We start from the raw sequence: 22,167 nt of genomic DNA on the forward strand, positions 1-22,167 counted from the left end.
ACGAGCGGTTCGCGCACCATTCTGAGCGGAACGCTCGCCGCAACCGACGCACCATGCAGACACCGCGGCGCCGCCGCAAACGGATGAAACCTGCATGTCCCCACGTTCAAAGCGCCCACTGACAGCTCTCCTGCTATTGGCCGCCACCTGCGCCGGCAGCGCCCAGGCCGGCACCTCGCACACCCCCGACCGACAGGTCCCGGGCGTCTATCACCAAACAATCGGCTCGCTGCGGATCACCGCGCTGTTCGACGGCACCGTGGCGCTGGGCCGACGGGAAATGGCCGGCGTGGACACCGCGACCGTCACCCGACTGCTGGACCACCGCTACGTCCCGGAGAATGATCAGGGCCTGCAGACGGCGGTCAATGCCTTCCTGATCCAGAACGGCAATCACCTCACGCTGATCGACACCGGCACCGCCCAATGCTTCGGCCCGGGGCTGGGCCAGGTACTGGGCAATCTGCGCGCCGCCGGTTACGACCCGGCCGAAGTCGATGAGGTACTGCTGACCCACGCGCACCCGGACCATATGTGCGGGCTGCTCGACGCCGACGGCAAACCGGCCTATCCGACCGCCACGGTCTGGCTGTCACGCGCCGATGCCGACTACTGGCTGGACCCAGCCAGCGAGACCGCCGCACCGAAGCGCGTGCAGGCCGCGTTCCCGCTCGCCCGCAAGGCCGTCGCCCCGTACGCGGCCAGCGGCCGCCTGCATCGCTTCGTACCGGCCGATACTCTGCCCGCCGGTATCAGCGCACTGGACAGCCACGGTCATACGCCCGGCCACACCTCCTACAACGTGGACGCAGGCAACGGCCAGCAACTGCTGGTGTGGGGCGATCTGGTGCATTTCCATGCCGTGCAGTTCGCCCGCCCCGACGTGTCCTTCGAGGCGGACAGCAATCCCGAAGCGGCCATCGCCAGCCGCCGTCGCATGCTGGCCGAGGCCGCCGACAAGGGATGGTGGGTCGCCGGTGCGCACCTGCCTTTCCCGGGCCTGGGCCACGTCCGCCGTGAAGGCGAGGCCTACGCCTGGGTACCGGCCGAGTTCTCGCCGCTGACGCCATGACAGACCGGCCCTGCCCCCTCGCTTCCGTACGGCGAGGGCCATGACCGGCCCCTCCCTTTCGCGCAGCGAAGGGGAGGGTCGGGGAGGGGCGCCTAGGCGGAAACCGCCGCCCGGCAGCACCGGGCCGCGCGGCGGCGGCCCTGCCGATGGCCTACGTGCCGGGCAGGGCTCAGCCCTGCGGGGCCGGCGCTTCCTCGGCCGGCGGGTTCAACCCCAGCCAACCACCGATGATCGTGCGGGCCTCTTCCACGCCCTGCTTCGACTCACCGGAGAACACCTGCACGCTGACCGTATCGCCGAACTTGGCGTGCAGCTCCTTGCGCACCTTCTGCAGCGTCTGGCCCTGCTGGCCACGGCCGAGCTTGTCGGCCTTGGTCAGCAGCGCGTGCGCGGGCAGGCCGCGCTGTACCGCGTAACCCAGCATCTGCAGGTCGTATTCCTTCAGCGGGTGACGGATGTCCATCACCACCACCAGCCCCTTCAGGGCATTGCGGGTGCGGAAGTACTTGTCGATGAAAGCCTGCCAGTGCGCCTGCAGCTCCAGCGGCACCTTGGCGTAGCCGTAGCCGGGCAGGTCGACCAGATGCGCCTCGGGCGTGATCTGGAAGAACACCAGCTGCTGGGTGCGGCCCGGTGTCTTGGAGACGCGGGCCAGGGCGTTCTGGCGGGTCAGGGCGTTGAGGGCGCTGGACTTGCCGGCGTTGGAGCGGCCGGCGAAAGCCACTTCGGCCCCTTCGTCGTCCGGCAATTGCCGGGCATTGTGGGCCGAGAGCAGGTAACGGGCGCGTTCGATGAGCTGTGACATGCGCATAGGATCGCATGTTGCGGTGCCGCGCGTGGTTCACGCTGCCCTGCAGCACCGCCCTGCCCCGGCTTTTTTGCTGCACTGCTTCGTTGACCCTGCCGCAAAACGGCGTTGATAATCCGACCGATGCCGGCGCACAGCCCCGCCCGGCCGGTCCACACGGAGCTTCCGCATGCGCCATGCTCGTGTTCTTGCCGTTACCGCGTTAGTCGTTCCCGTCATTGCCGCTGTTGCCTTTGCCCAGAGTTCGGTCGTCCCGGTCCCGGACAACGCGCCGGTGCAGACCGCCTCGCTGGAGGTCGATTTCAGCAAGACCAAGCCCGGCGACGCCAAGGCCGGCGAAGCCAAGGCCTCCACCTGCGCCGCCTGCCATGGCGCCGACGGCAACTCCGCGGTGGAGATCTACCCCCGTCTGGCCGGCCAGAGCGAGCGCTACATCGCCAAAGAAATGGCCCTGATCGCCAACGGCCAGCGCAACGAAGGCGCGGTCGCGGCGATGCTGCCCTTCGTGCAGGGCCTGACCCCGCAGGACATGCGTGACATCGGCGCGTTCTTCGCCACCCAGAAGCCCGGTGCCGGCGTGGCCGACGATGCCGCTGTCGCCGAGGGCCCGTATGCCGGCATGAAGTTCTTCGAGATCGGCCAGAAGCTCTACCGCGGCGGCGACGCCAGCCGCAACATCCCGGCCTGCATGGCCTGCCACGGCCCTACCGGTGCCGGCAATCCCGGCCCGGCCTACCCGCATATCGGCGGCCAGCACGCCGGCTACGTGGCCCAGCGCCTGCAGCGCTACCAGTCCGGCCAGACCCAGGAAACCGACGCGGCCCAGTTCAGGATCATGCAGCAGGTCAGCCATGCGCTCACCGAGCAGGAGATCCAGGCGCTGGCCAGCTACATCCAGGGCCTGCATGATCGGGCTTCGGACGCCAAGGTGGTTGCCGCCGCCTCGCAACCCTGACCCTGCCGGTCGCTCCGGCGACCCGGCAACTGCACGATACGCAGACACGCCGGCCGCAAGGTCGGCGTCGCTTTTTCCACTGGAGACTCCCCCATGACGTTGTTCCCCCGACTGATCCTGCTGTTGTGTGCCCTGCTCCCCCTGGCCGCCTGCGCGGCCAGCAATGCCACCCCGGTCGAGGGCCAGGACTACGAGTTGATCGAACAGCCCGGCCCGTTTGCGCCGCTGGCCGGCAAGATCGAGGTGGTCGAAGTGTTCGGCTACACCTGCCCGCATTGCGCCCACTTCGAGCCGCAGTTGGAAGCCTGGGCCGCCAAGCTGCCGGCCGACGTGCGCTTCACCCCGGTACCGGGCGCGTTCGGCGGCTATTGGGATGCCTACGCCCGCGCCTTCTACGCCGCCGAGCAGGTGGGCGTGCTCAAGCGCAGCCATGCCGACGTGTTCAAGGCCCTGCATGAGCAGCGCAGCCTGCCGGTCCAGAATGTCTCGCCCAGCGAACTGGCCAACTTCTACGCCAGCTACGGTGTGCAGCCGGACCGCTTCATCGAGGCCCTGCGCAGCGAGGCGGTCGAGCAGAAGGTCCGCAATGCCCGGACCTTCGCCCAGCGCGTACGCGTCCCGGGCACCCCGGCGCTGATCGTCAACGGCAAGTACCTGGTGCGGGGCGCGACCTTCGATGACCAGCTCCGCATCGCCAGCGCCCTGATCGCCCGCGAACGCGCCGGCGGCGGCAGGGCCCGCTGAGACATTGCGATCCATGGCTGGGCCGATCTGCCGGTTCAGCCAAGCCTGTCGATAATGGCATCATGCGAGCGCCGGCCGCGACGCTGCGGCCTGAATGCATCCAAGAATCCCGCTGGAGATCCCACCCGATGAAGATCCGCTTCGCCCTGGCCCTGACGGCCCTGCTTCCGTTGATGGTTGCCTGCAAGGCCCAGGACGGCACCGCCGACACCACCGCCCCGGCCACCACTCCGGCAGCCCAGACCACCCCGGAAGCGGCCCCGGCCGCCACCGAAGCCGCTCCGGCAAGCGAGGCCGCCCCGGCCGACGCTGCCGCCAACACCCCGGTGCCGGCACCAGCGCGTCCGGTCGGCCCCGAGCCGGTGGCAGGCACCGACTACGTCGCCATCGAAGGCGGCCAGCCGTTCCAGCCGGCCACCGGCAAGGTCGAGGTGACCGAGATCTTCGGCTACGTCTGCCCGGCCTGCGCCCGCTTCCAGCCGCTGGTGAACTCCTGGAAGGCCGGCCTGCCGGCTGACGTGAACTTCGTCTATGTCCCGGCCGCCTTCGGCAGCATGTGGGACAACTACGCCCGCGCCTTCTATGCCGCCGAAACCCTGGGCGTGCAGGAAAAGACCCATGACGCGCTGTACTCGGCCATCCACATCGAGCAGACCCTGAAGGGCGAGCGCGGCATGGACACCCCGGAAGACATCGCCAACTTCTACGCCAAGTACGGCGTGCAGCCGAAGACCTTCACCGACACCATGGCCAGCTTCTCGGTGGCCGCCAAGGTCAACCGCGCCAAGCAGTTCGCCCAGCGCAGCAAGATCACCGGCACCCCGTCGCTGATCGTCAACGGCAAGTACCTGGTCAAGGGCAAGAGCTATGAAGACATGCTCCGCATCGCCGACCACCTGATCGCGCGCGAACGCGCCGCCAACGCCCAGTAAGGACACCAGGGCCTCGGAAACGGGGCCCTTGGTTTTGCACGTCGTGAAATCCCAGACCCAGACATTGCGGTTGCTGACGGCCAACATCCAGGCCGGCTCCAGTACCCGCCGCTACAGCGACTACGTCACCCGCAGTTGGTCCCACGCCCTGCCCGCCGGACAGAAGCGCTCCAGCCTGGACGCCATCGCCAAGCTGGCCAGTGGCCGCGACATCGTGGGCCTGCAGGAAGCCGACCCCGGCAGCCTGCGCTCGGGCTTCACCAACCAGACCCACTACCTGGCCGAGCGGGCCGGCTTCAATTACTGGAGCCACCAGCCGAACCGGCGCATGGGCGGCGTCGCTTCCAGCGCCAATGGACTGCTCAGCCGGCTGGAGCCGGTCGAAGTGCAGGACCATGCCCTGCCCGGCCGCCTCGGCGGGCGCGGCGTGCTGGTCGCCCGCTTCGGTGATGGCGACCAGGGCCTGACCGTGGCGGTGGCGCACCTGTCGCTGGGCATGGCCTCGCGCCTGTCGCAGCTGGACTTCATCTCCGACCTGCTGTCCGACCTGCCCAATGCCGTGTTGATGGGCGATTTCAACTGCATGGCCGACCGGCCCGAGATGCGCGTGCTGTACCACAAGACCCGCTTGCAGCCGCCCAGCTGCAACGTGCTGACCTTCCCGAGCTGGGGGCCGGACCGCGCCATCGACCACATCCTGCTCACCGACAACCTGAAGATGGTCGACACCCGCGCGGTCGCTGCGGCGCACTCGGACCACCTGGCGGTGGAAATGGAAGTCCAGGTCCCGGGCGAGAGCCTGCGCTGAGGCCGGGCAACGCGGCAACGAAACGAAGGCCGGCATTGCCGGCCTTCGTCATTTCATGGCGGTTCCCGCCGGCTTTGGCGGGCCTGTCCGCGTGCGCCACCCCGCCTGCTCAGCGCACGAAGCTGATCCGCTGCATGTGCGCGTTGCTGGCATCGGCCAGCACCTGCGCCATCACCTCGTACTGCGCGTCGGGCGAAGCGTCGATCCGCAGCTCCGGCAGGTTGCCGGCATGCGCCTGCGCCTGTTCCTGCAGTTGCGCCTGCAGCGTGGCGCGGCCGATCGGCTGCCCGTTCCAGAACAACTGGTTGCCGGCATCCACGCGCAGCTCGATCGGCGGCGGTGGATCCGGGCGCTGGACCAACCGCTCGCTGCGCTGCGGCAGGTCGACCGGGATGGGAACGGCCACCATCGGCGCGGTGACGATGAAGATGATCAACAACACCAGCATCACGTCCACCAGCGGGGTGACGTTGATGTCGGCCAACGGACGTCCGGAATTGCCTGCCGCACTGAATGCCATGTCCAGTTCCCCGGGGCGAGGCCGGTTGCCTCGGATCCAACGCTACGCCGCTGCCGGAGCAATGCCATCGCGGTTGGCATGCCCGTTCAGCCCGCGTTGGCGTGAGGAGGCCCGTTCCATTCATCCACCAGTTGGAATGTCGCTCGGTCGTTGACGCCGCGGTCGGTATCCTTCGGCCATGAAGCATTTTTTCCTGACGCCACTGGCCGCCCTTTCCCTGCTGACCGGCTTTGCCGCCTGCGCACAGAACCTTGATGCCCAGCGCGCGACGATGCGCAGCGCCATCGACAACGCCGAACGCGGCCAGTTCGATGCCAATGCCGCCGCCAGCCTGCGCAATCACCCGCTGTACGGCTGGCTGGAGTACAGCGCCCTGCGTCGCAACATCGACACCTTGGGCACGCCGCAGGCGCAGGACTTCCTCAAGCGCTACCAGGGCCAGGCGGTGGCCGAGACCTTCCGTGCCGCCTGGCTGCCGGCGCTGGCCCGCCGCCAGGATTGGCCGACCCTGCTGGCCAACTGGAAACCCGGCAACGATGCCGGCCTGCGTTGCGCCGAACTCAACGCCCGCCAGGCCACCGGCAAGGCCGACGCACAGTGGACCAGCGATGCGCAGGCGTTGTGGCGCAGCAGCGGCAAGTCGCTGCCCGATGCCTGCGACCCGGTGTTCGCGGTGCTCGCCAGCCGCGGCGGCCTGTCACCGGCGCTGCGTTGGGAACGCATCGATGCGGCCGCCGATGCCCAGCAACCGGCGGTGATGCGCGCCGCCGCACGTGGTCTGCCGGCCACCGAGTTGGCCCAGGCCAATGACTACGCCGCCTTCGTCGACAAGCCCGACGCCCGTGCACTGAACTGGCCGAAGAACGAGCGCAGCCGCCGCATCGCCACCGACGGCCTGCAGCGGCTGGCCAAGGCCGACCCCGGCGCCGCCGAGCAGCAGTTGCCACAGTACGCGCAGGCGCTGGGATTGAGCGCCGAACAGCAGGGCCAGGTGCTGTATGAGATCGCACTGTGGACGGTGGCCTCCTACCTGCCGGATTCGGCACGCCGGCTGGCTGCGGTGCCCGAATCGGCCTACGACGAACGCCTGCACGAATGGCGCACCCGCGAAGCCATGGCCCGCGGCGACTGGCCGGCGGCATTGGCAGCCATCCGCAGGATGCCGGCGACGCAGCGCAATGATTCGCGCTGGCGCTGGTTCGAGGGCCGGCTGCTGGAGAAGACCGGCCGTCCCGGCGAAGCCACCGCGCTGTACCGTGCCGCCGCCACCGAACCGACGTTCCACGGCTTCCTGGCCGCCGACAAGCTCAAGCAACCCTACGCGCTGTGCCCGTGGAACCCCGGCGACAGCGCACAGGCCAAGGCAACGGTGGCACGGGACCCGGCACTGGTCCGTGCGATCGAACTGTTCAAGATCGAACGCCCAACCTGGGCCGCGCGTGAGTGGGCCGACGCGCTGACCCGCTTCGATGACACCCAGCGCCGTCTGGCCGTGGAAGTGGCCAGCACCAACGGCTGGTTCGACCGCGCCGTGTTCGCGCTCAAGGGCGCGCAGGAACAGCGCCTGTACACGCTGCGCTTCCCGCTGCACCACGACGACACCATCCGCCGCGAAGCCAGTCGCAATGCGCTGGACCCGGCCTGGGTGGCCGCCGAGATCCGTGCCGAGAGCATCTTCAACCCGAAGGCCCGCTCGCCGGCCAATGCCATGGGCCTGATGCAGGTGCTGCCGGCCACCGGTGCCAGCGTCGCCAAGAGCATTGGCCTGAGCGGCTACGGCGGTGCGGCCAGCCTGTACGACTCGGACACCAACATCACCCTGGGCACCGCCTATCTGCGCCAGTTGATGGACAAGTACGGCGGCCAGCCGTACGTCACCATCGCCGCCTACAACGCCGGCCCCACCCCGACCGCGCGTTGGCAGACCCAGCGCCCCAACTACGACCCGGATTTCTGGATCGAGACGATCAGCTACAAGGAAACCCGCGAGTACGTGGCGCGCGTCCTGGCCTTCAGCGTCATCTACGACTGGCGCCTCAACGGCAACGCGTTGACCCTGAGCGACCGCATGGTCGGCAAGGTCGACGGGGCACGCAAGACATTCACCTGCCCCACGCCCTGACCGACGCCGCATGGCCAAGCGCAGCCATGCGGTGCTGAAGCGTTGCCCGGGAGTCCTGCCGGGCACGGCCCGGCACTACCGTTGACGCGCCCTGCGCCGCATCATGTCGGCATGAAGATCTATCTTGTAGGCGGCGCAGTCCGCGACGCACTGCTCGGCCAGCCGGCCGGTGACCGTGACTGGGTGGTGGTCGGTGCCACGCAATCGGACATGGAAGCGCGCGGCTTCAAGGCCGTGGGCAAGGATTTCCCGGTGTTCCTGCACCCGGACAGCGGCGAGGAATACGCGTTGGCACGTACCGAACGCAAATCCGGGCGCGGCTACCGTGGCTTCGTGGTCGACGCCGACCCGTCGGTGACGCTGGAAGAAGACCTGCAACGCCGCGACTTCACCATCAACGCCATCGCCCGCGACGAGACCACCGGTGAGCTGGTCGACCCCTGGGGCGGCGTGCGCGACATCGAGCGGCGCGTGCTGCGCCACGTCGGCCCGGCCTTCATCGAAGATCCGCTACGGGTGCTGCGCGCGGCCCGTTTCATGGCCCGCTTCGCCCCGCTGGGTTTCACCCTGGCCCCCGAAACCGCCGAATTGATGCGGCAGATGGCCGCCAGCGGCGAACTCGACGCGCTGGTGCCCGAGCGCATCTGGCAGGAACTGCGCCGCACCCTGGCCCTGCCACGGCCCTCCGCGTTCCTGCGCTGCCTGCACGATACCGGCGCACTGAAGGCGATCCTGCCCGAACTCGATGCGCTGTACGGCGTGCCGCAACGCGCCGAGTTCCACCCGGAGGTGGACACCGGCATCCACCAGGAAATGGTCAGCGACATGGCCGCGCGGCTGGCGCCGGGCGACGACCTGATCGGCTTCGCCGCGCTCACCCATGACCTGGGCAAGGCCCTGACGCCCAGCGACGAACTGCCGCGCCACATCATGCACGAGCAGCGCGGGCTCAAGCCGTTGGCGGCGCTGTGCGAGCGCCTGAAGGTCCCGACCGACCATCGCCAACTCGCCGAAGCAGTGTGCCGCGAGCACCTCAACGTGCACCGCATCGATGAACTGCGCGATGCCACCGTGCTCGAGCTGATCCAGCGCTGCGACGGCTTCCGCCGCCCCGAGCGGATCGCGCAGATCGCACTGGCCTGTGAATGCGACAAGCGGGGCCGCCTCGGCTTCGAGGACAGCGGCTATCCGCAGGGCCAGGCACTGCAGCGCCTGCACGCCGCCGCATTGGCGATCAACGCCCGCGACATCGCCACCGCAGGCCTGCAGGGCCCGGCGATCGGTGAAGCATTGAACAAGGCGCGCGTCGCCGCGATCCACAAGGCCCGGAGCCAACCGTAGCCGGGGATGAACTCCCGGCTCGTGGCGCCCGCCACGCGGTCAACACCGCGCCGCTGCAGGAGCGGCTTCAGCCGCGAAGCCCGGGATGAAGAGGCAAGTGCTGCCGCATGCAATTGCATGATCCTTGGCGAGTTGTCGCATCAGCGGCTTCGCGGCTGAAGCCGTTCCTACGTGGAACTCGCATGAAGCCTGCGAAAAGGTCATCCCGACAGCACCGCGATGCCGGGCGCCCCTGATGCGCGACGTCAGATCTTCAGATAGATCTTCCGCCGGTCCATCCATGCCATTGGCAGCCACCACAGCGCGACGAACGCCAATGCCATCGCCAGCGACGCGCCCTGCGCGCCGGCCAGCGGCGTGATCCAGCGCTCGAATACGTGCGTGTACAGCCAGCCCCAGCTACCGGTGGCCATCATCGCCAGCACCATCGCTGAGGAGCCGGCGTAGGCGGTGATCGCGTTGACGCCGAAGCGTCGGCCCAGCGCAGGCCAATGGCGGATATCGATCAGCACGTGCGCCAGCCACAATGCCGCGAACGCCCAGCCCGCGGTCCACAGCACGTAGGAGGGTGTCCACAGGTTCTTGTTGAACGGCAGCCACATCGACCACACCGCGCCCAGCGCCAACAGCACGCCTGCACCCAGCAGCAGGCGCGCGGGGCGTGTACGCAGCAACGCACCGGCCTGCAGGCCGATCAGCGTCGATGCCAGTGCGCCCAATGTCGACATCAGGCCCTCGGGATCATGGCCGTGACCGATCACCGGGTCGTATTGGTACAGCAGCGAACCAAACAGCGCGGTGTCCACGCGACTGGGCAGGTTGAGCCACGGCGCCAATGAACCGCCCGCTGCCAGCAGCAGTGCGTAGCCCGCCAGCAGGCCGAACAGGCACAGCCACTGGGCGCGCGGTCGCAGCCAGATCGCGGCCATGCCCGCCACCGCGAAACAGAGGCCGATCCGCTGCAGCACGCCCCACGGCCGGTAGTGGGCCAGGTCCAGCCACCACCAGGCCAGCAGGTGCAGCAGCAGGCCCAGGCCAAGGATGCGCAGTGCGCGCACCAGCACCGTGCGGCTCAGCGCCGCGCGGTCGGCGCCCTGCTCCACCCGTGGCACCACGCCCAGCGCGATCGACACGCCGACGATCACCAGAAAGAACGGGAACACCAGGTCGGTCGGCGTGCAGCCGTTCCACTCTGAATGCAGCAGCGGCGCGAACACATGCCCCCAGCTGCCGGGGTTGTTGACCAGCAGCATCGCGGCCACGGTGAGGCCACGCAGGGCGTCCACCGAGGCATAACGCAGGGGTTTGCTCATGGCGATCAGGCCTGTTCGGGTTGACCGGCAATCCAGGTGGCCCGCACCTGCAGGGCCTCATCCAGCAACACGAAGTCCGCAGCGTAGCCGGCGGCGATATGCCCGTACCGCTCGCCCAGGCCAATGAACCGGGCCGGGTAGGTCGAAGCCATGCGCGAGGCTTCTGCCAGCGGCAGGCCCAGCAACTGCACGGTGTTGCGCACGGCCGTGGCCATGTCCAAAGCCGAGCCCGCCAGCGAGCCGGCGGCATTGCGCACCACGCCATCGACGGCGGTGATCACCTCCCCGTACAGCTCGAAGGCCGGGCTGTCCGAGCCGACCATCGGCATCGCATCGGTCACCAGGAACACCTTGCCGCGCGGCTTGGCCGCCAAGGCCACGCGCAGGCTGGCCGGGTGCACGTGCACGCCGTCGACGATCACGCCACACCAGCTATGGGGGTCCTCCAGCGCGGCACCGACGGTGCCGGGGTCACGCCCCTGCAACGGCGACATCGCGTTGTACAGGTGGGTGAAGCCGCTGACACCGGCATCCAGCCCGGCGCGGATTTCCTCGTAGGTCGCCGCGGTGTGGCCGGCCGCGACGATGGCGCCGTTGGCCACCATCTGCGCGATGGTTTCCACCGGCACGCGTTCGGGTGCCAGCGTGATCAGGGTGACGCCGTTGTCCAGCGCGGTGGCCATGCGTACTTCATCGGCATCGGGCACGCGGAACTTGCCGGCATCGTGCGTGCCCTTGCGGGCCGGCGCGATGTACGGGCCTTCCAGGTGGATGCCAAGCACGCCGGGCACCTTGGCGGCGATGGCATCGCGGGTGGCCTGCACCGCACGCGCCATCACCTCGGCGTCGTCGCTGATCAGCGTCGGCAGCATGCCGGTGGTGCCGAACCGGCGGTGGCCGGCCATCATCGTGCGCAGCGCATCGACATCGGTCTGGTTGTTGAACAGCGCGCCACCGCCGCCGTTGACCTGCACGTCGATGAAGCCCGGCATCAGCCAGCCACCGCCCAGATCGACCTGGACATCGGCCGCCTGCAGCGACGCGTCGTCATCGGCGAGCACCGCGACGATGCGGCCGCCCTCCACCACCACCGCGACGTCGTCGCGGAAGTCCTCGCCGGCAAGGATCCGGCCGTTGCGCAGTACGGTGTTCATCAGACCGTTTCCGTGACCTTGTTCAGGTGCGGCGGCAAATCCGGATTGTGGCCACGGCGCAGGGCCAGCGCGTTGATGGCCCGGTAGAAGCTCTGGATGGTGAGCAGCGGCGCGCACAGCGGGTGCGGCGCGACGACGGTCGGCAGGCTGCCGCCTTCGCCGGCCAGCCACACCTGCGCGCCACGCGCGGCGAACTCCTCGGCCACGGCGCGGGTGCCACTGCCGGTTTCATCCGGCTGGGCGAAGGCCAGCACCGGGAAGTCGCGGCCGACCAGCGCCATCGGGCCGTGCTTCACTTCCGCCGAGCTGTAGCCCTCGGCGTGCAGGCCACAGGTTTCCTTGAACTTGAGTGCGGCCTCCTGCGCGGCGGCCAGGCCCGGGCCGCGGCCCAGCACGAACAGGTTATGGGCATCGACCAGGCCATCGGTCAGCGCGGTCCAGTCGCATTCCCAAGCCTGGGACATGGCGGCCGGCAGGGCGTCGAGCGAAGCGATCAGCGCCGGATCGTTCTTCCAGTAAGCGCCGAGCTGCAGGATCGCGGCCAGCGAGGCCAGGTAGCTCTTGGTCGCCGCGACGCTGCGCTCGGCACCGGCGCCCAGCGGGATCACCGTGTCGGCCAGCTGCGCCAGCGGCGAATCCTCGACGTTGACCAGCGCCACCACGCGTGCGCCGCCGGCCTTGGCGGCCTCGGCGTTGCGCAGCAGGTCCGGGCTCTTGCCCGACTGCGAAATCACGATGTACAGCGCGCCGCGCACCTGCAGCGGCGCTTCGTAGACCGAGCCCACCGACGGCGACGCCGAGGCCGTCACCAGGCCCAGCTGGGTCTCGAACAGGTACTTGCCGTAGGTTGCCGCGTGATCGGAACTGCCGCGTGCGCAGGTGACCACGAACGGCGGCGGGTTCTGCCGCAGGTCGCTGGCCAGTGCCTGGACCACCTCGCGGTTGCGCGCGAACTGGGCGGCGATGACCGAGGCGCTTTGCGCGGCCTCGTTGAACATCAGGGTTTGCGTCTCACTCGGCAGTGCCATGGATCGTTACTCGGAAAGGTCGGGGGGGGATGAGGGAGGCCGCGCCGGCTGCTGCCGCAACGGTGCGGTGGAACCGCGCACCACCAGCTGCGGCACGAAGCCCTGGTTGTGCAGCTGCACCGGGGCGTCGTCATAGGCGTCGGTGCGCAACTGGCTGATCAGCAGCCGCGCGGCATGCCGGGCGATGTCGCCGGTGGCCTGCTTGGCGGTGGTCAGCGCCGGCCACGACTGGCGCGAGAACGGGCTGTCCTCGAAGCCGGCGATGGACAGGTCGTACGGCACGTTGAGCCCGGCCGAATTGGCCGCGGCCAGCACGCCGGCGGCGATCTCGTCGTTGGAGCCGAAGATGGCGGTGGGCGGCTCGCGCAGCGCCAGCAGGCGGCGTGCCCCCCGGAAACCATCGTCGAAGGTGTAGTCGCCCGGGATCACCAGGTGCTTGTCCAGCGGGATGCCGTAGTCCTTCAACGCGGCCTCGTAGCCGGCGTAGCGCTCGCCGCTGGAGTGGTGCGAGGTACCGCCCCACAGGAAGCCGATGCGCTGGTGGCCCAGCTGGATCAGGTGCTCGGTGATCTCGTAGGCGGCGTCGCGGTCGTCGACGAACACGCACGGGCCATCGCCCGGGTCCTCGGTGGCGGCGATGATGCGCACGTTCTTGATCCCGCGCGCGTTCAACGCGGCGACCAGCTCCGGCCGCTCGGACATCGGCGCGGTCAGCACCAGCCCGGCCAGGCGCGAGCGCTGCACCCAGTCGGCCAGCTCCTCGGCCAGCATCGGCGAGGTGGAATCGCAGGGGTGGATCTGCAGGCCGAAGCCGGTTTCACGGCAGGCCGAGAGCACGCCGTTCTGCACGCCGATGATGTGGTACGGGTTCGGGTTGTCGTAGACCAGCCCGATCACGAAGGTGGTGTTGCTGCGCAGGTTGCGTGCGGACGGGTCCGGCTCGTAGTCCAGCTCGGCCACGGCCCGCAGCACCCGTGCCCGGGTGGCCTGCATCACCGAGGGTTCGTTGTTGATCACCCGCGACACGGTCTTCAGGGAGACCTTTGCCCGCTCGGCGACGTCCTTGATGGTGGGTCTGCGCATTACCGGTTCCCGCGTTGGCTCGATGGTCGCCATGATGCTTGATTCACGCGCCACGCGCCCTGCCCGCGTTGTGGCCCAGGGTGCCGAAGAACAGGATGTACAGATAGCACGGGACCATCAGCGCGGCGAACACCAGCTGGAAGTGTTCCGGGTACGCATGCTTGAGCAGGGCGAAGGCCTGCGGGATGATCGCGCCGCCGGCGATGCCCATCACCAGCAGGGCCGAGCCGGTCTGGGTGAAGCGGCCCAGGCCGCGGATGGCCAGCGGGAAGATCGCCGGCCACATCATGGCGTTGGCGAAACCCAGCGCGGCGACGAACCCCACCGAGACATAGCCGTGGGTGAAGTAGGCGCCCAGGGTGAACACCACGCCCAGCACCGCCGACACCGCCAGGTACTTCTCCTGCGAGATGAAGCGCGGGATCAGCACCAGCCCGGCCACGTAGCCGACCAGCATCGCGAACAGGGTGTAGGACGTGAACAGCTTGGTCTGGTCCAGCGGCAGGCCGAAGGCATTGCCGTAGGTGCCGATCGCGTCGCCGGCCATCACTTCCACGCCGACGTACACGAACAGGCACAGCACGCCCAGCCACAGGTGCGGGAACTGGAAGATGCTGCGCCGGGCGGCCTTGCCATCATTGGCGGCGGCATTGGCCTGGTCCGGCTTCACTTCCGGCAGCGGCGAGAACAGCACGCCCACGGCGACCAGCAGCAGCACGCCGGCGATGACCATGTACGGGGTGTGGATCTTGGCGGCGAAGGCATTCAGCAGCTCGGTCTTGGTGGCCGCGTCGGCCGCCTGCACCTGGGCTTCCAGGTCACCGATGCCGTGCAGCACGAGCGAGCCGATCACCACCGGCGCGAGGATGCCGGCGATCTTGTTGCAGATGCCCATCAGCGCGATGCGCTGGGCCGCCCCCTCGATCGGGCCGAGGATGCTGATGTACGGGTTGACCGCGGTCTGCAGCAGCGCCATGCCGCCACCGATCACGAACAGCCCGCCCAGCGCGCCGCCGAACCAGCGGCGGGTGGCGAACTCGCCGAAGGCCATCGCACCGACCGCCATCACCGCCAGGCTCAGCGCCAGGCCCTTCTTCATGCCGGTGCGGTTGAGGATGAACGAGGCCGGCAGGGCCAGGAAGAAGTAGGACAGGTAGAACACCATCAGCACGAGGAAGGCCGAGACCTCGCTGACGTCGAAGGCCAGCCGCACGAAGGTGATCAGCGGCCCGTTGATCCAGGTACAGAAGCCGATGATGAAGAACAGCACGCCGACGATGGCGATGGACGACAACGTACTGGTGCGCGGCGGATAGGCGGGAACAGCAGACATGGGCAAGGCTCCTGCGAATGCGGGATACGGATCGGGGCCGCTCGGGAAGACGTGGGAACAACGTTGTCACATTTATGGTTTGCTGCTGACGGATTTGTCAACAACGCGTGATCGCCCGGCCGATACTTGCATTTGAGAGCAATCGGCGCGAACGCCGGAGGGATCAGGCTTTCCCTCGCAAAACCCCTATACGTCGGCATGCCATCGCCGAGGACGGCGGAAAATCGCTTTCCCGCGAGGTTTGCGCAATCGCGCTGCGGCGCAGCATCGAAAGTTTTAATTATTCGTTGACATCGTTGTCAGAACGATTACAGACTCGGCCCCCGAACGGCGCCCCCGACGGGCGCTCCCATGCCATAGGGAAACCGAGTGACTGCAGTCGCCCCCCCGCTACAGAGCACCCGCCCTGCGCTCGCGCCCCGGCCCTTCTTCGCGGCCGACGTCGGCGGCACCCACGTCCGCGTGGGCCTGATCCAGGCCGGCAGCGGCCTGGGCCCGGCCGTGGAGGTGCTGTCCTATCGCAAGTACCGCAACGCCGATTACCCCGGGCTGGGCGCGATCCTGGCCGACTTCGCCAGCAGCCAGCCGCCGGTCTGCGAGTGCGTCATCGCCACCGCCGGCTACGCGCTGCCCGATGGCACCGTGATCTCCGCCAACCTGCCCTGGCCGCTGTCGTCCAACCGCATCCGCGAGGACCTCGGCTTCGACGCCGTCCATCTGGTCAACGACTTCGAAGCCGTCGCCCATGCCGCCGCGCACATCAACGGCAGCCAGGTGCTGCAGCTGACCGGCCCGGCCGAGGCCCCGCGCGGCCCGACCCTGGTGGTCGGCCCCGGCACCGGCCTGGGCGCGGCGGTGTGGATCCCGGTCGGCAACCGCTCGGTGGTGTTGGCCACCGAGGCCGGCCAGGCCTCGCTGGCCGCCAGCACCGAGCTGGAGATGGCGGTGCTGCAGCAGATGCTGCGTGGCCGCAGCCACGTCTCCATCGAGCACGGCGCGCTGTCCGGCCCGGGCCTGCTCAACCTCTACACCGCCCTGTGCGCGGTGCGCGGCGTCGCCCCCACGCATGCCACGCCGGACGCGGTCAGCGCCGCGGCCTGCGACGGCAGTGACCCACTGGCGGTGGAAACCCTGGAACTGTTCTGCGGGATCCTCGGCTCCACCACCGGCGACATGGCCCTGCTCTATGGCGTGCAGGGCGGCATCTATCTGGCGGGCGGGATCCTGCCGAAGATCAGTCAGTTCCTCTTGAACAGCACCTTCGTCGAACGCTTCCTCAACAAGGGTCCGATGGGCAAGGCGCTGCAAAGCATTCCCGTGAAGCTGGTAGAGCACGGGCAACTGGGCGTGATCGGCGCGGCCAGTTGGTATCTGGAAAAGTCGGCCACCTGAGCCTTCGCAGCATAAGCAACAGATCCACCAGCAATACCCAGCAGTAACGCGGCACCCCGGTGCCATCCAATCTGATGTTGAGGAGAGACAACATGCATCGCAAGACCCTGCTTTCGGCAGCGATCGTCAGCTGCCTTGCTTTCAGTGCCCACGCGCAGGAAGCCGCCCCCACCGCCACCGACCTGGACACCGTGGTCGTCACCGGCATCCGCGGCTCGATGGAAAAGTCGCTGGACACCAAGCGCGAAGCCAATGCCCGCGTTGAAGTGGTGACCGCAGAAGACGTCGGCAAGCTGCCGGCGCACAACGTCGCCGACACCCTGCAGCGCCTGCCGGGCGTGAACATCAGCTCCTCCAGCGCCGACGAAGGCGGCTTCGACGAAGCCGACCGCGTCAGCCTGCGCGGCACCAGCCCGAGCCTGACCCAGACCCTGATCAACGGCCACACCGTCGGCTCGGCCGACTGGTTCGTGCTGTCCCAGGCCGGCAACGTCGGCCGCAGCGTCAGCTACTCGCTGCTGCCGTCGGAGCTGGTCAGCTCGGTGGAAGTGAACAAGTCCTCGCAGGCCAAGCTGATGGACGGTGGCACCACCGGCACCGTCAACATCATCACCCGCAAGCCGCTGCAGTTCGCCAAGCAGTTCACCGCCGAAGCATCGATCGGTGCGGTGCGCTCGGACCAGGCCGAATCGACCGACCCGCAGCTGTCGGCCCTGTTCAACTACAAGAACGAAGACGGCACCTTCGGCGTGATGGTGCAGGGCTTCAGCCAGAAGCGCGAGCTGCGCCGCGAAGCCCAGGAGTTCCCGGGTGGCTGGTTCAAGATGGGCCGCAATGCCGATGGCACGGTCAACGCCCTGGGCCAGAGCAATCCGGACCTGCTCGATGTGTGGGCCCCGAGCCTGCTCGGCTCCACGCTGTTCGAACAGACCCGCGAGCGCAAGGGCGGCCTCGTCGAGATCCAGTTCAAGCCCAACGATGACCTGACCCTGGGCGTGAGCGGCTTCAGCTCCAAGCTCGACGCCAACAACTACAACCGCAACTTCATGCTGTGGGGCGGCAACTTCGCCAACTCGCAGGCCCCGCAGGCCGGCTACGTGGTCAAGGACGGCGTGCTCACCAACGCCACCTACGCAGGCGTGGCAGGCACCAACTACGGTGTCTACGACATGATCTATCGCGAGTCGTCGGCCAAGACCAACTACCTGACCTTCGACGCGGACTGGCAGATCAACGACAGCCTGACCTCCAGGTTCCAGGCCGGCAGCACCAAGGGCGAAGGCAAGACCGCCCGCCAGTACATCGCCGAGGTCACCCTGGCCAATGGCGGCGGCGCCAGCTGGAGCACCCATGGCAACAGCTCGCCGACCGACTGGAGCCTGGGCGGCGACCTGAGCCCGTCCGGCGTGACCAGCTTCGGCACTTGGGGCAACCAGCAGATCGTGGCCGAGGACAAGGAGAAGTGGGCCACGCTCGACTTCAACCAGTACATGGATACCGGCGTGCTGAGCTCGCTGGACTTCGGCCTGCGCTTTGCCAAGCACAGCCGTGAAGCCATGTCGCCGGAAGGCGCCAGCCCGGGCGACATCTGGTCGGACCTGCAGAACGGTGCCACCGCCAACTACCCCAGCGGCTTCGCCAGCGGCATCGGCGGCAACTTCCCGCGCAACCTGTGGTACTTCACCCCGGGCGCGCTGAAGGAAGCCATCACCAACAACTCCACCTGGCTGTCCAACAACGACGGCCCGACCGGCCGCCACAACTACGGCTCGGAATGGAAGGTCGAGGAGAAGAACCTGGCCGCCTACGTCCAGGCCAACTTCACCGGCGACAACTGGGCCGGCAACATCGGCCTGCGCTACGTCAGCGTGAACCAGGACATCGACTCCTACCGTGCGGTCAGCAATGCCGCCAACGCTGACGTGAGCAGCCTGTTCGGCATGTGGGAGGCGCTGGCATACAGCAACACCCACCGTCGCCTGCTGCCCAGCGCCAACTTCAAGTTCGACCTGGCCGAGAACCTGGTGTTCCGCGTCGCCGCTTCGCAGACCCAGACCCTGCCGGACTACTCGGCACTGGGTGCTTCGGCCTCCGGCTCGGACCTGGACAAGACCGGTTCGGCCGGCAACCCGAACCTGAAGCCGGTGGTCTCCACCAACTTCGACGCCAACGTGGAGTGGTACTTCATGCCGCGCGGCCTGCTGTCGTTCGGCGTGTTCTCGATGAACATGAAGGACTATGTGGCCTACGGCACCGAGAAGCAGATGCTGTTCAGCGAGCTGACCAACCAGCTTGAGCAGTATGAGATCTCGCTGCCGACCAACGCCAACGCGCAGGTGCAGGGCCTGGAAGTGGCTTACCAGCAGCCGATCGGCGAGTACTTCGGCATCGATGCCAACTACACCTACTCCGACGGCAGCACCTCGCACACCTGGGCCGACGGCAGCAACAACCTGCTCGGCAACTCGAAGGACACCTACAACGTCGGTGCCTACTTCGAGAACGACACCTTCGGTGCGCGCGTCGGCTACACCTACCGTTCCTCGTTCCTGATCGGCCTGTCCTCGGTGAATCCGTACTACCAGGATTCGTTCGGCACCGTGTCGGTCTCGTTGAACTACAAGGCCACCGACTGGCTGAGCTTCAGCCTGGATGCGCTGAACCTCAACGACCCGACCTACAAGTACTACCAGAGCTCGGCCATTCCGGTTGCGTTCTACAACAACGGTCGCCAGTACTACTTGAACGCCCGCATCAAGTTCTGATCCATCCCGGCACGCAACATCGCCGGACAGCGTGACGCGCCGGGCCTGGATCACTCCGGGCCCGGCGTTTTTCGTTGGGAGTGCGCGACGTCCCTCCACCGGCATGCCGGCCGATGGCGGGCGTCACGCAACGTGCCCCCTTGGGCACCTTCCGCGCAGGGTCCGGCGCTGCCGTTGCACAATCCTGCTTTCGTCGTGCCGCGCATGATCCGGCACTGCACTGCCCGCAATCCCGCACCACCTGCCAGGCCTGGCCCGGCACCACCGCCTTACAACAGGAGCTCCGCCCCGATGACGAAGTCCCTCCGTGCGCGCCGTCGCGCAACCCTGCTCGGCAGTTGCATGCTGCTCGGCCTCACCACCGTGCAGGCCCACGCCGCCGCCGGCGCACCGTCGCTGATCCCCCTGCCCGCCAGTTACCAGGCCGACGGCGGCAAGGACTTCGTGCTGAAGCATGCCGCCCGGGTCGGCGGCAATGACGAAGCCTCGCGCCGCGTCGCCGCTCAGTTCGTAGAGCTGCTCAAGCAGAACGGCGGGCCCACGCTGGCCGTGGCCGAGAACGCCAACAAGGCACAGATCCGCTTCCGCCTGGACCCTTCGGCCACCAATCCGGCCGAGGCCTACACGCTCAAGGTCTCCAACACCGGCATCGACGTCAGTGCCAGCGATGACCGCGGCCTGTTCTACGGCGCCGTCACCGCCGCCCAGCTGCTGACCGACCAGACCCCCGGCGAGGTCGCCGCGGCCACCATCACCGATGCGCCGCGCTTCGTCTGGCGCGGGCTGATGCTCGACTCGGCCCGCCATTTCCAGAGCATGGAGGAGATCAAGAAGCTGCTCGATGCGATGGCCCAGCACAAGCTCAATACCTTCCACTGGCACCTGACCGACGACCAGGGCTGGCGCATGGAGATCAAGCGCTACCCGAAGCTCACCGAAACCGGCAGCTGCCGCGTGCCGCTCGGTGATGCCGGCCGCAACGAGGCCACCGGCCAGCCCCGCACCTACTGTGGTTTCTACACGCAGGAGCAGATCCGCGAGATCGTCGCCTACGCCGCGCAGCGGCATATCCAGGTGATCCCGGAGATCGACGTCCCCGGCCACGCCACTGCGGCCATCGTCGCCTACCCGGAGCTGGGCGTGACCGACCAGAAGCTGGTCATCGACAACCAGTGGGGCGTGTTCCCCAACCTGTTCAACACCGAAGAAAGCACGATGCAGTTCCTGGAGAACGTGCTGCTGGAAGTGATCGACATGTTCCCGGCAAAGTACGTGCACGTGGGCGGCGACGAAGCGGTCAAGGACCAGTGGATCGCTTCCCCGCGCGTGCAGGCGCACATGCGCCAGCTCGGCCTGAAGGACGAGATGGAAATGCAGAGCCACATGATCAAGCGCCTGGAGAAATTCCTGGAGCAGCACGACCGCCGCCTGATCGGCTGGGACGAGATCCTCGAGGGCGGCCTGCCGCCGGAAGCCACGGTGATGTCCTGGCGTGGCACCGAGGGCGGCCTGAAGGCAGCCAGCGAAGGCCACGACGTGATCATGTCGCCGGTCACCCACATGTACATGGACTACCTGCAGACCGAATCGCCGAACGAGCCGCCGGGCCGCCCGACCACGATCCCCCTGCAGAAGGCCTACGAATTCGAACCGGTGCCCGCCGAACTGGCCGCCGACAAGCGTTCGCACATCCTGGGCCTGCAGGCGAACATGTTCGTCGAGCACACCCGCAACAACCGCCACCTGGAACACAACCTGTTCCCGCGCGTGGCGGCGGTGGCCGAGACCGGCTGGAGCCCGCAGGACAAGCGCGACTTCCGTGGCTTCACCCAGCGCCTGCCGCGCCAGCTGCAGCGCTACCGTGCGATGGACATCGCCTACGCGCAGACACCGTTCCAGGTGGACCTGCGCGACAAGGGGGATGCTGCCACCGGCAACGTCACCGTCACCCTGGACAATCCGCTGGGCTACCCCGTGCATTACACGCTCGATGGCAGCGCGGTCAGCAGCCGCTCGCCGCTGTACAGCCAGCCGCTGCAGCTGAAGGTTCCCGTGCAGGTGCAGGCAGCGGCCTTCTTCAACGACCTGCCACTGGCCGCGGCCAGCAACTTCGCGCTTACCGCCGACTCCCTGCGGGTGCGCGAGGACACCCAGCTGGGCCTGTGCCCGAACGGCGGCAAGCTGCTGCTGCGCCTGGAAGACGACGGTCCGGCCGAGGGCGAGCGCGAAGTGTTCAACGTCAACATCTTCAACCCGTGCTGGTTGTGGGAAGACGTGAACCTGGCCGGCATCAGCAGGATCAAGGTGCGTGCCGGCCGCATCCCGTACAACTTCCAGCTGGCCCACGACGAACCGGCACGCAAGTTCGCTCCGGCGCACAGCAGGTACGGCGAGATGGAGATCCTGGCCAACTGCGAAGGCACGCCGCTGGCCTCGGTGCCGCTGCCTGCCGAACCCGGTGCCGACGGCTTCCTGGAACTGGAGGCACCGATCACCGCGCCAGCCGCACGCGGCGACCTGTGCGTGCGCTTCACCGGCGATACGCGACCGAACATGTGGACGCTGGACTGGATCCGGCTCGAACCGGCCCGCTGACCGTCCCTGCCGTCGTCTCCTGGAAGGCCACCGCTCGCGGTGGCCTTCCGCGTTTCCAGCCCTCGCAGGGGCCACCCGCACCAACCCGCGCGCCGCTTCCTGCATGTCGCAAGGCGTCTGCATGCCCCGCCGGAGGGTGGCTTTGCAGGCCCCGGACGGCTTGCCAAAAAATTTCACGGATATCCCGTTCAACCCGCCCGCC

General features: G+C 68.0%; 17 protein-coding genes. 10 read left to right on the forward strand and 7 right to left on the reverse strand.

Features of this window, described 5'->3' with window-relative positions; translation table 11 throughout:
* The first annotated feature begins 94 nt into the window (after window positions 1–94).
* Entirely contained in the window at window positions 95–1,072 is a 978-nt protein-coding gene (locus AC06FE_RS08655; protein WP_478072810.1) for an MBL fold metallo-hydrolase, read from the forward strand.
* Between the two features lie 169 nt (window positions 1,073–1,241).
* Here AC06FE_RS08655 and yihA read toward each other — a convergent pair whose 3' ends face one another.
* Window positions 1,242–1,877 carry a ribosome biogenesis GTP-binding protein YihA/YsxC gene (yihA, locus tag AC06FE_RS08660; protein ID WP_192287662.1) on the reverse strand — a complete coding sequence of 212 codons (636 nt, stop codon included), beginning with the start codon at window positions 1,875–1,877 and terminating at the stop codon, window positions 1,242–1,244.
* Between the two features lie 172 nt (window positions 1,878–2,049).
* Here yihA and AC06FE_RS08665 point away from each other — a divergent pair, with 172 nt between their 5' ends.
* The 4 genes from AC06FE_RS08665 to AC06FE_RS08680 all read left to right on the forward strand — a co-directional run bounded on the left by AC06FE_RS08665 (window position 2,050) and on the right by AC06FE_RS08680 (window position 5,319).
* Complete coding sequence (locus AC06FE_RS08665; protein WP_132865638.1) at window positions 2,050–2,835, forward strand: c-type cytochrome; 786 nt, start codon at window positions 2,050–2,052, stop codon at window positions 2,833–2,835.
* A 93-nt stretch (window positions 2,836–2,928) separates the two neighbouring features.
* Window positions 2,929–3,579, forward strand: coding sequence for a thiol:disulfide interchange protein DsbA/DsbL (locus AC06FE_RS08670; RefSeq protein WP_192287663.1), 651 nt, complete (start codon window positions 2,929–2,931; stop codon window positions 3,577–3,579).
* Window positions 3,580–3,707: 128 nt separating this feature from the next.
* Window positions 3,708–4,511, forward strand: a complete 804-nt coding sequence (locus AC06FE_RS08675; protein WP_192287664.1) for a thiol:disulfide interchange protein DsbA/DsbL — start codon at window positions 3,708–3,710, stop codon at window positions 4,509–4,511.
* Between the two features lie 70 nt (window positions 4,512–4,581).
* Window positions 4,582–5,319, forward strand: a complete 738-nt coding sequence (locus tag AC06FE_RS08680) for an endonuclease/exonuclease/phosphatase family protein (RefSeq protein ID WP_132866222.1) — start codon at window positions 4,582–4,584, stop codon at window positions 5,317–5,319.
* A gap of 109 nt (window positions 5,320–5,428) precedes the next feature.
* Here AC06FE_RS08680 and AC06FE_RS08685 read toward each other — a convergent pair whose 3' ends face one another.
* Complete coding sequence (locus AC06FE_RS08685) at window positions 5,429–5,839, reverse strand: ExbD/TolR family protein (RefSeq protein WP_478072811.1); 411 nt, start codon at window positions 5,837–5,839, stop codon at window positions 5,429–5,431.
* Window positions 5,840–6,017: 178 nt separating this feature from the next.
* Between AC06FE_RS08685 and AC06FE_RS08690 the strand changes: the two genes are divergently transcribed.
* Both AC06FE_RS08690 and AC06FE_RS08695 read left to right on the forward strand, forming a co-directional pair.
* Window positions 6,018–7,961, forward strand: a complete 1,944-nt coding sequence (locus AC06FE_RS08690) for a transglycosylase SLT domain-containing protein (RefSeq protein ID WP_478072812.1) — start codon at window positions 6,018–6,020, stop codon at window positions 7,959–7,961.
* Between the two features lie 111 nt (window positions 7,962–8,072).
* The gene (locus tag AC06FE_RS08695; RefSeq protein WP_478072813.1) at window positions 8,073–9,302 is read left to right on the forward strand and encodes a multifunctional CCA addition/repair protein; all 1,230 of its coding nucleotides are present in this window, start codon (window positions 8,073–8,075) and stop codon (window positions 9,300–9,302) included.
* A 245-nt stretch (window positions 9,303–9,547) separates the two neighbouring features.
* Here AC06FE_RS08695 and AC06FE_RS08700 read toward each other — a convergent pair whose 3' ends face one another.
* From AC06FE_RS08700 to AC06FE_RS08720, 5 genes are read right to left on the reverse strand one after another with little or no spacing between them, the layout of a single operon-like run.
* A complete protein-coding gene (locus AC06FE_RS08700) occupies window positions 9,548–10,621 on the reverse strand; it encodes an acyltransferase family protein (protein ID WP_478072889.1) in 1,074 nt (357 codons plus the stop codon).
* Complete coding sequence (gene nagA / locus AC06FE_RS08705; protein ID WP_478072814.1) at window positions 10,621–11,769, reverse strand: N-acetylglucosamine-6-phosphate deacetylase; 1,149 nt, start codon at window positions 11,767–11,769, stop codon at window positions 10,621–10,623. The genes AC06FE_RS08700 and nagA overlap by 1 nt, the downstream gene beginning before the upstream one ends.
* The gene (locus tag AC06FE_RS08710; RefSeq protein ID WP_478072815.1) at window positions 11,769–12,797 is read right to left on the reverse strand and encodes an SIS domain-containing protein; all 1,029 of its coding nucleotides are present in this window, start codon (window positions 12,795–12,797) and stop codon (window positions 11,769–11,771) included. The genes nagA and AC06FE_RS08710 overlap by 1 nt, the downstream gene beginning before the upstream one ends.
* 6 nt (window positions 12,798–12,803) lie before the next feature.
* A complete protein-coding gene (locus AC06FE_RS08715) occupies window positions 12,804–13,880 on the reverse strand; it encodes a LacI family DNA-binding transcriptional regulator (protein ID WP_132865647.1) in 1,077 nt (358 codons plus the stop codon).
* 43 nt (window positions 13,881–13,923) lie between these two features.
* On the reverse strand, window positions 13,924–15,213 hold the full coding sequence (locus tag AC06FE_RS08720) for a sugar MFS transporter (RefSeq protein WP_478072816.1): 1,290 nt from the start codon (window positions 15,211–15,213) through the stop codon (window positions 13,924–13,926).
* 369 nt (window positions 15,214–15,582) lie between these two features.
* Between AC06FE_RS08720 and AC06FE_RS08725 the strand changes: the two genes are divergently transcribed.
* The 3 genes from AC06FE_RS08725 (at window position 15,583) to AC06FE_RS08735 (ending at window position 21,965) form a co-directional block, all read left to right on the forward strand.
* Window positions 15,583–16,605: a glucokinase family protein gene (locus AC06FE_RS08725; protein WP_446539969.1), complete on the forward strand. Its 1,023-nt coding sequence runs from the start codon at window positions 15,583–15,585 to the stop codon at window positions 16,603–16,605.
* Between the two features lie 92 nt (window positions 16,606–16,697).
* Window positions 16,698–19,370, forward strand: a complete 2,673-nt coding sequence (locus tag AC06FE_RS08730) for a TonB-dependent receptor (protein WP_192287672.1) — start codon at window positions 16,698–16,700, stop codon at window positions 19,368–19,370.
* A gap of 291 nt (window positions 19,371–19,661) precedes the next feature.
* Window positions 19,662–21,965 (forward strand): family 20 glycosylhydrolase, encoded by a 2,304-nt coding sequence (locus tag AC06FE_RS08735; protein ID WP_478072817.1) that lies wholly within the window; start codon window positions 19,662–19,664, stop codon window positions 21,963–21,965.
* Window positions 21,966–22,167 lie beyond the last annotated feature (202 nt).

Source organism: Stenotrophomonas sp. Steno-C18, from assembly GCF_056393195.1.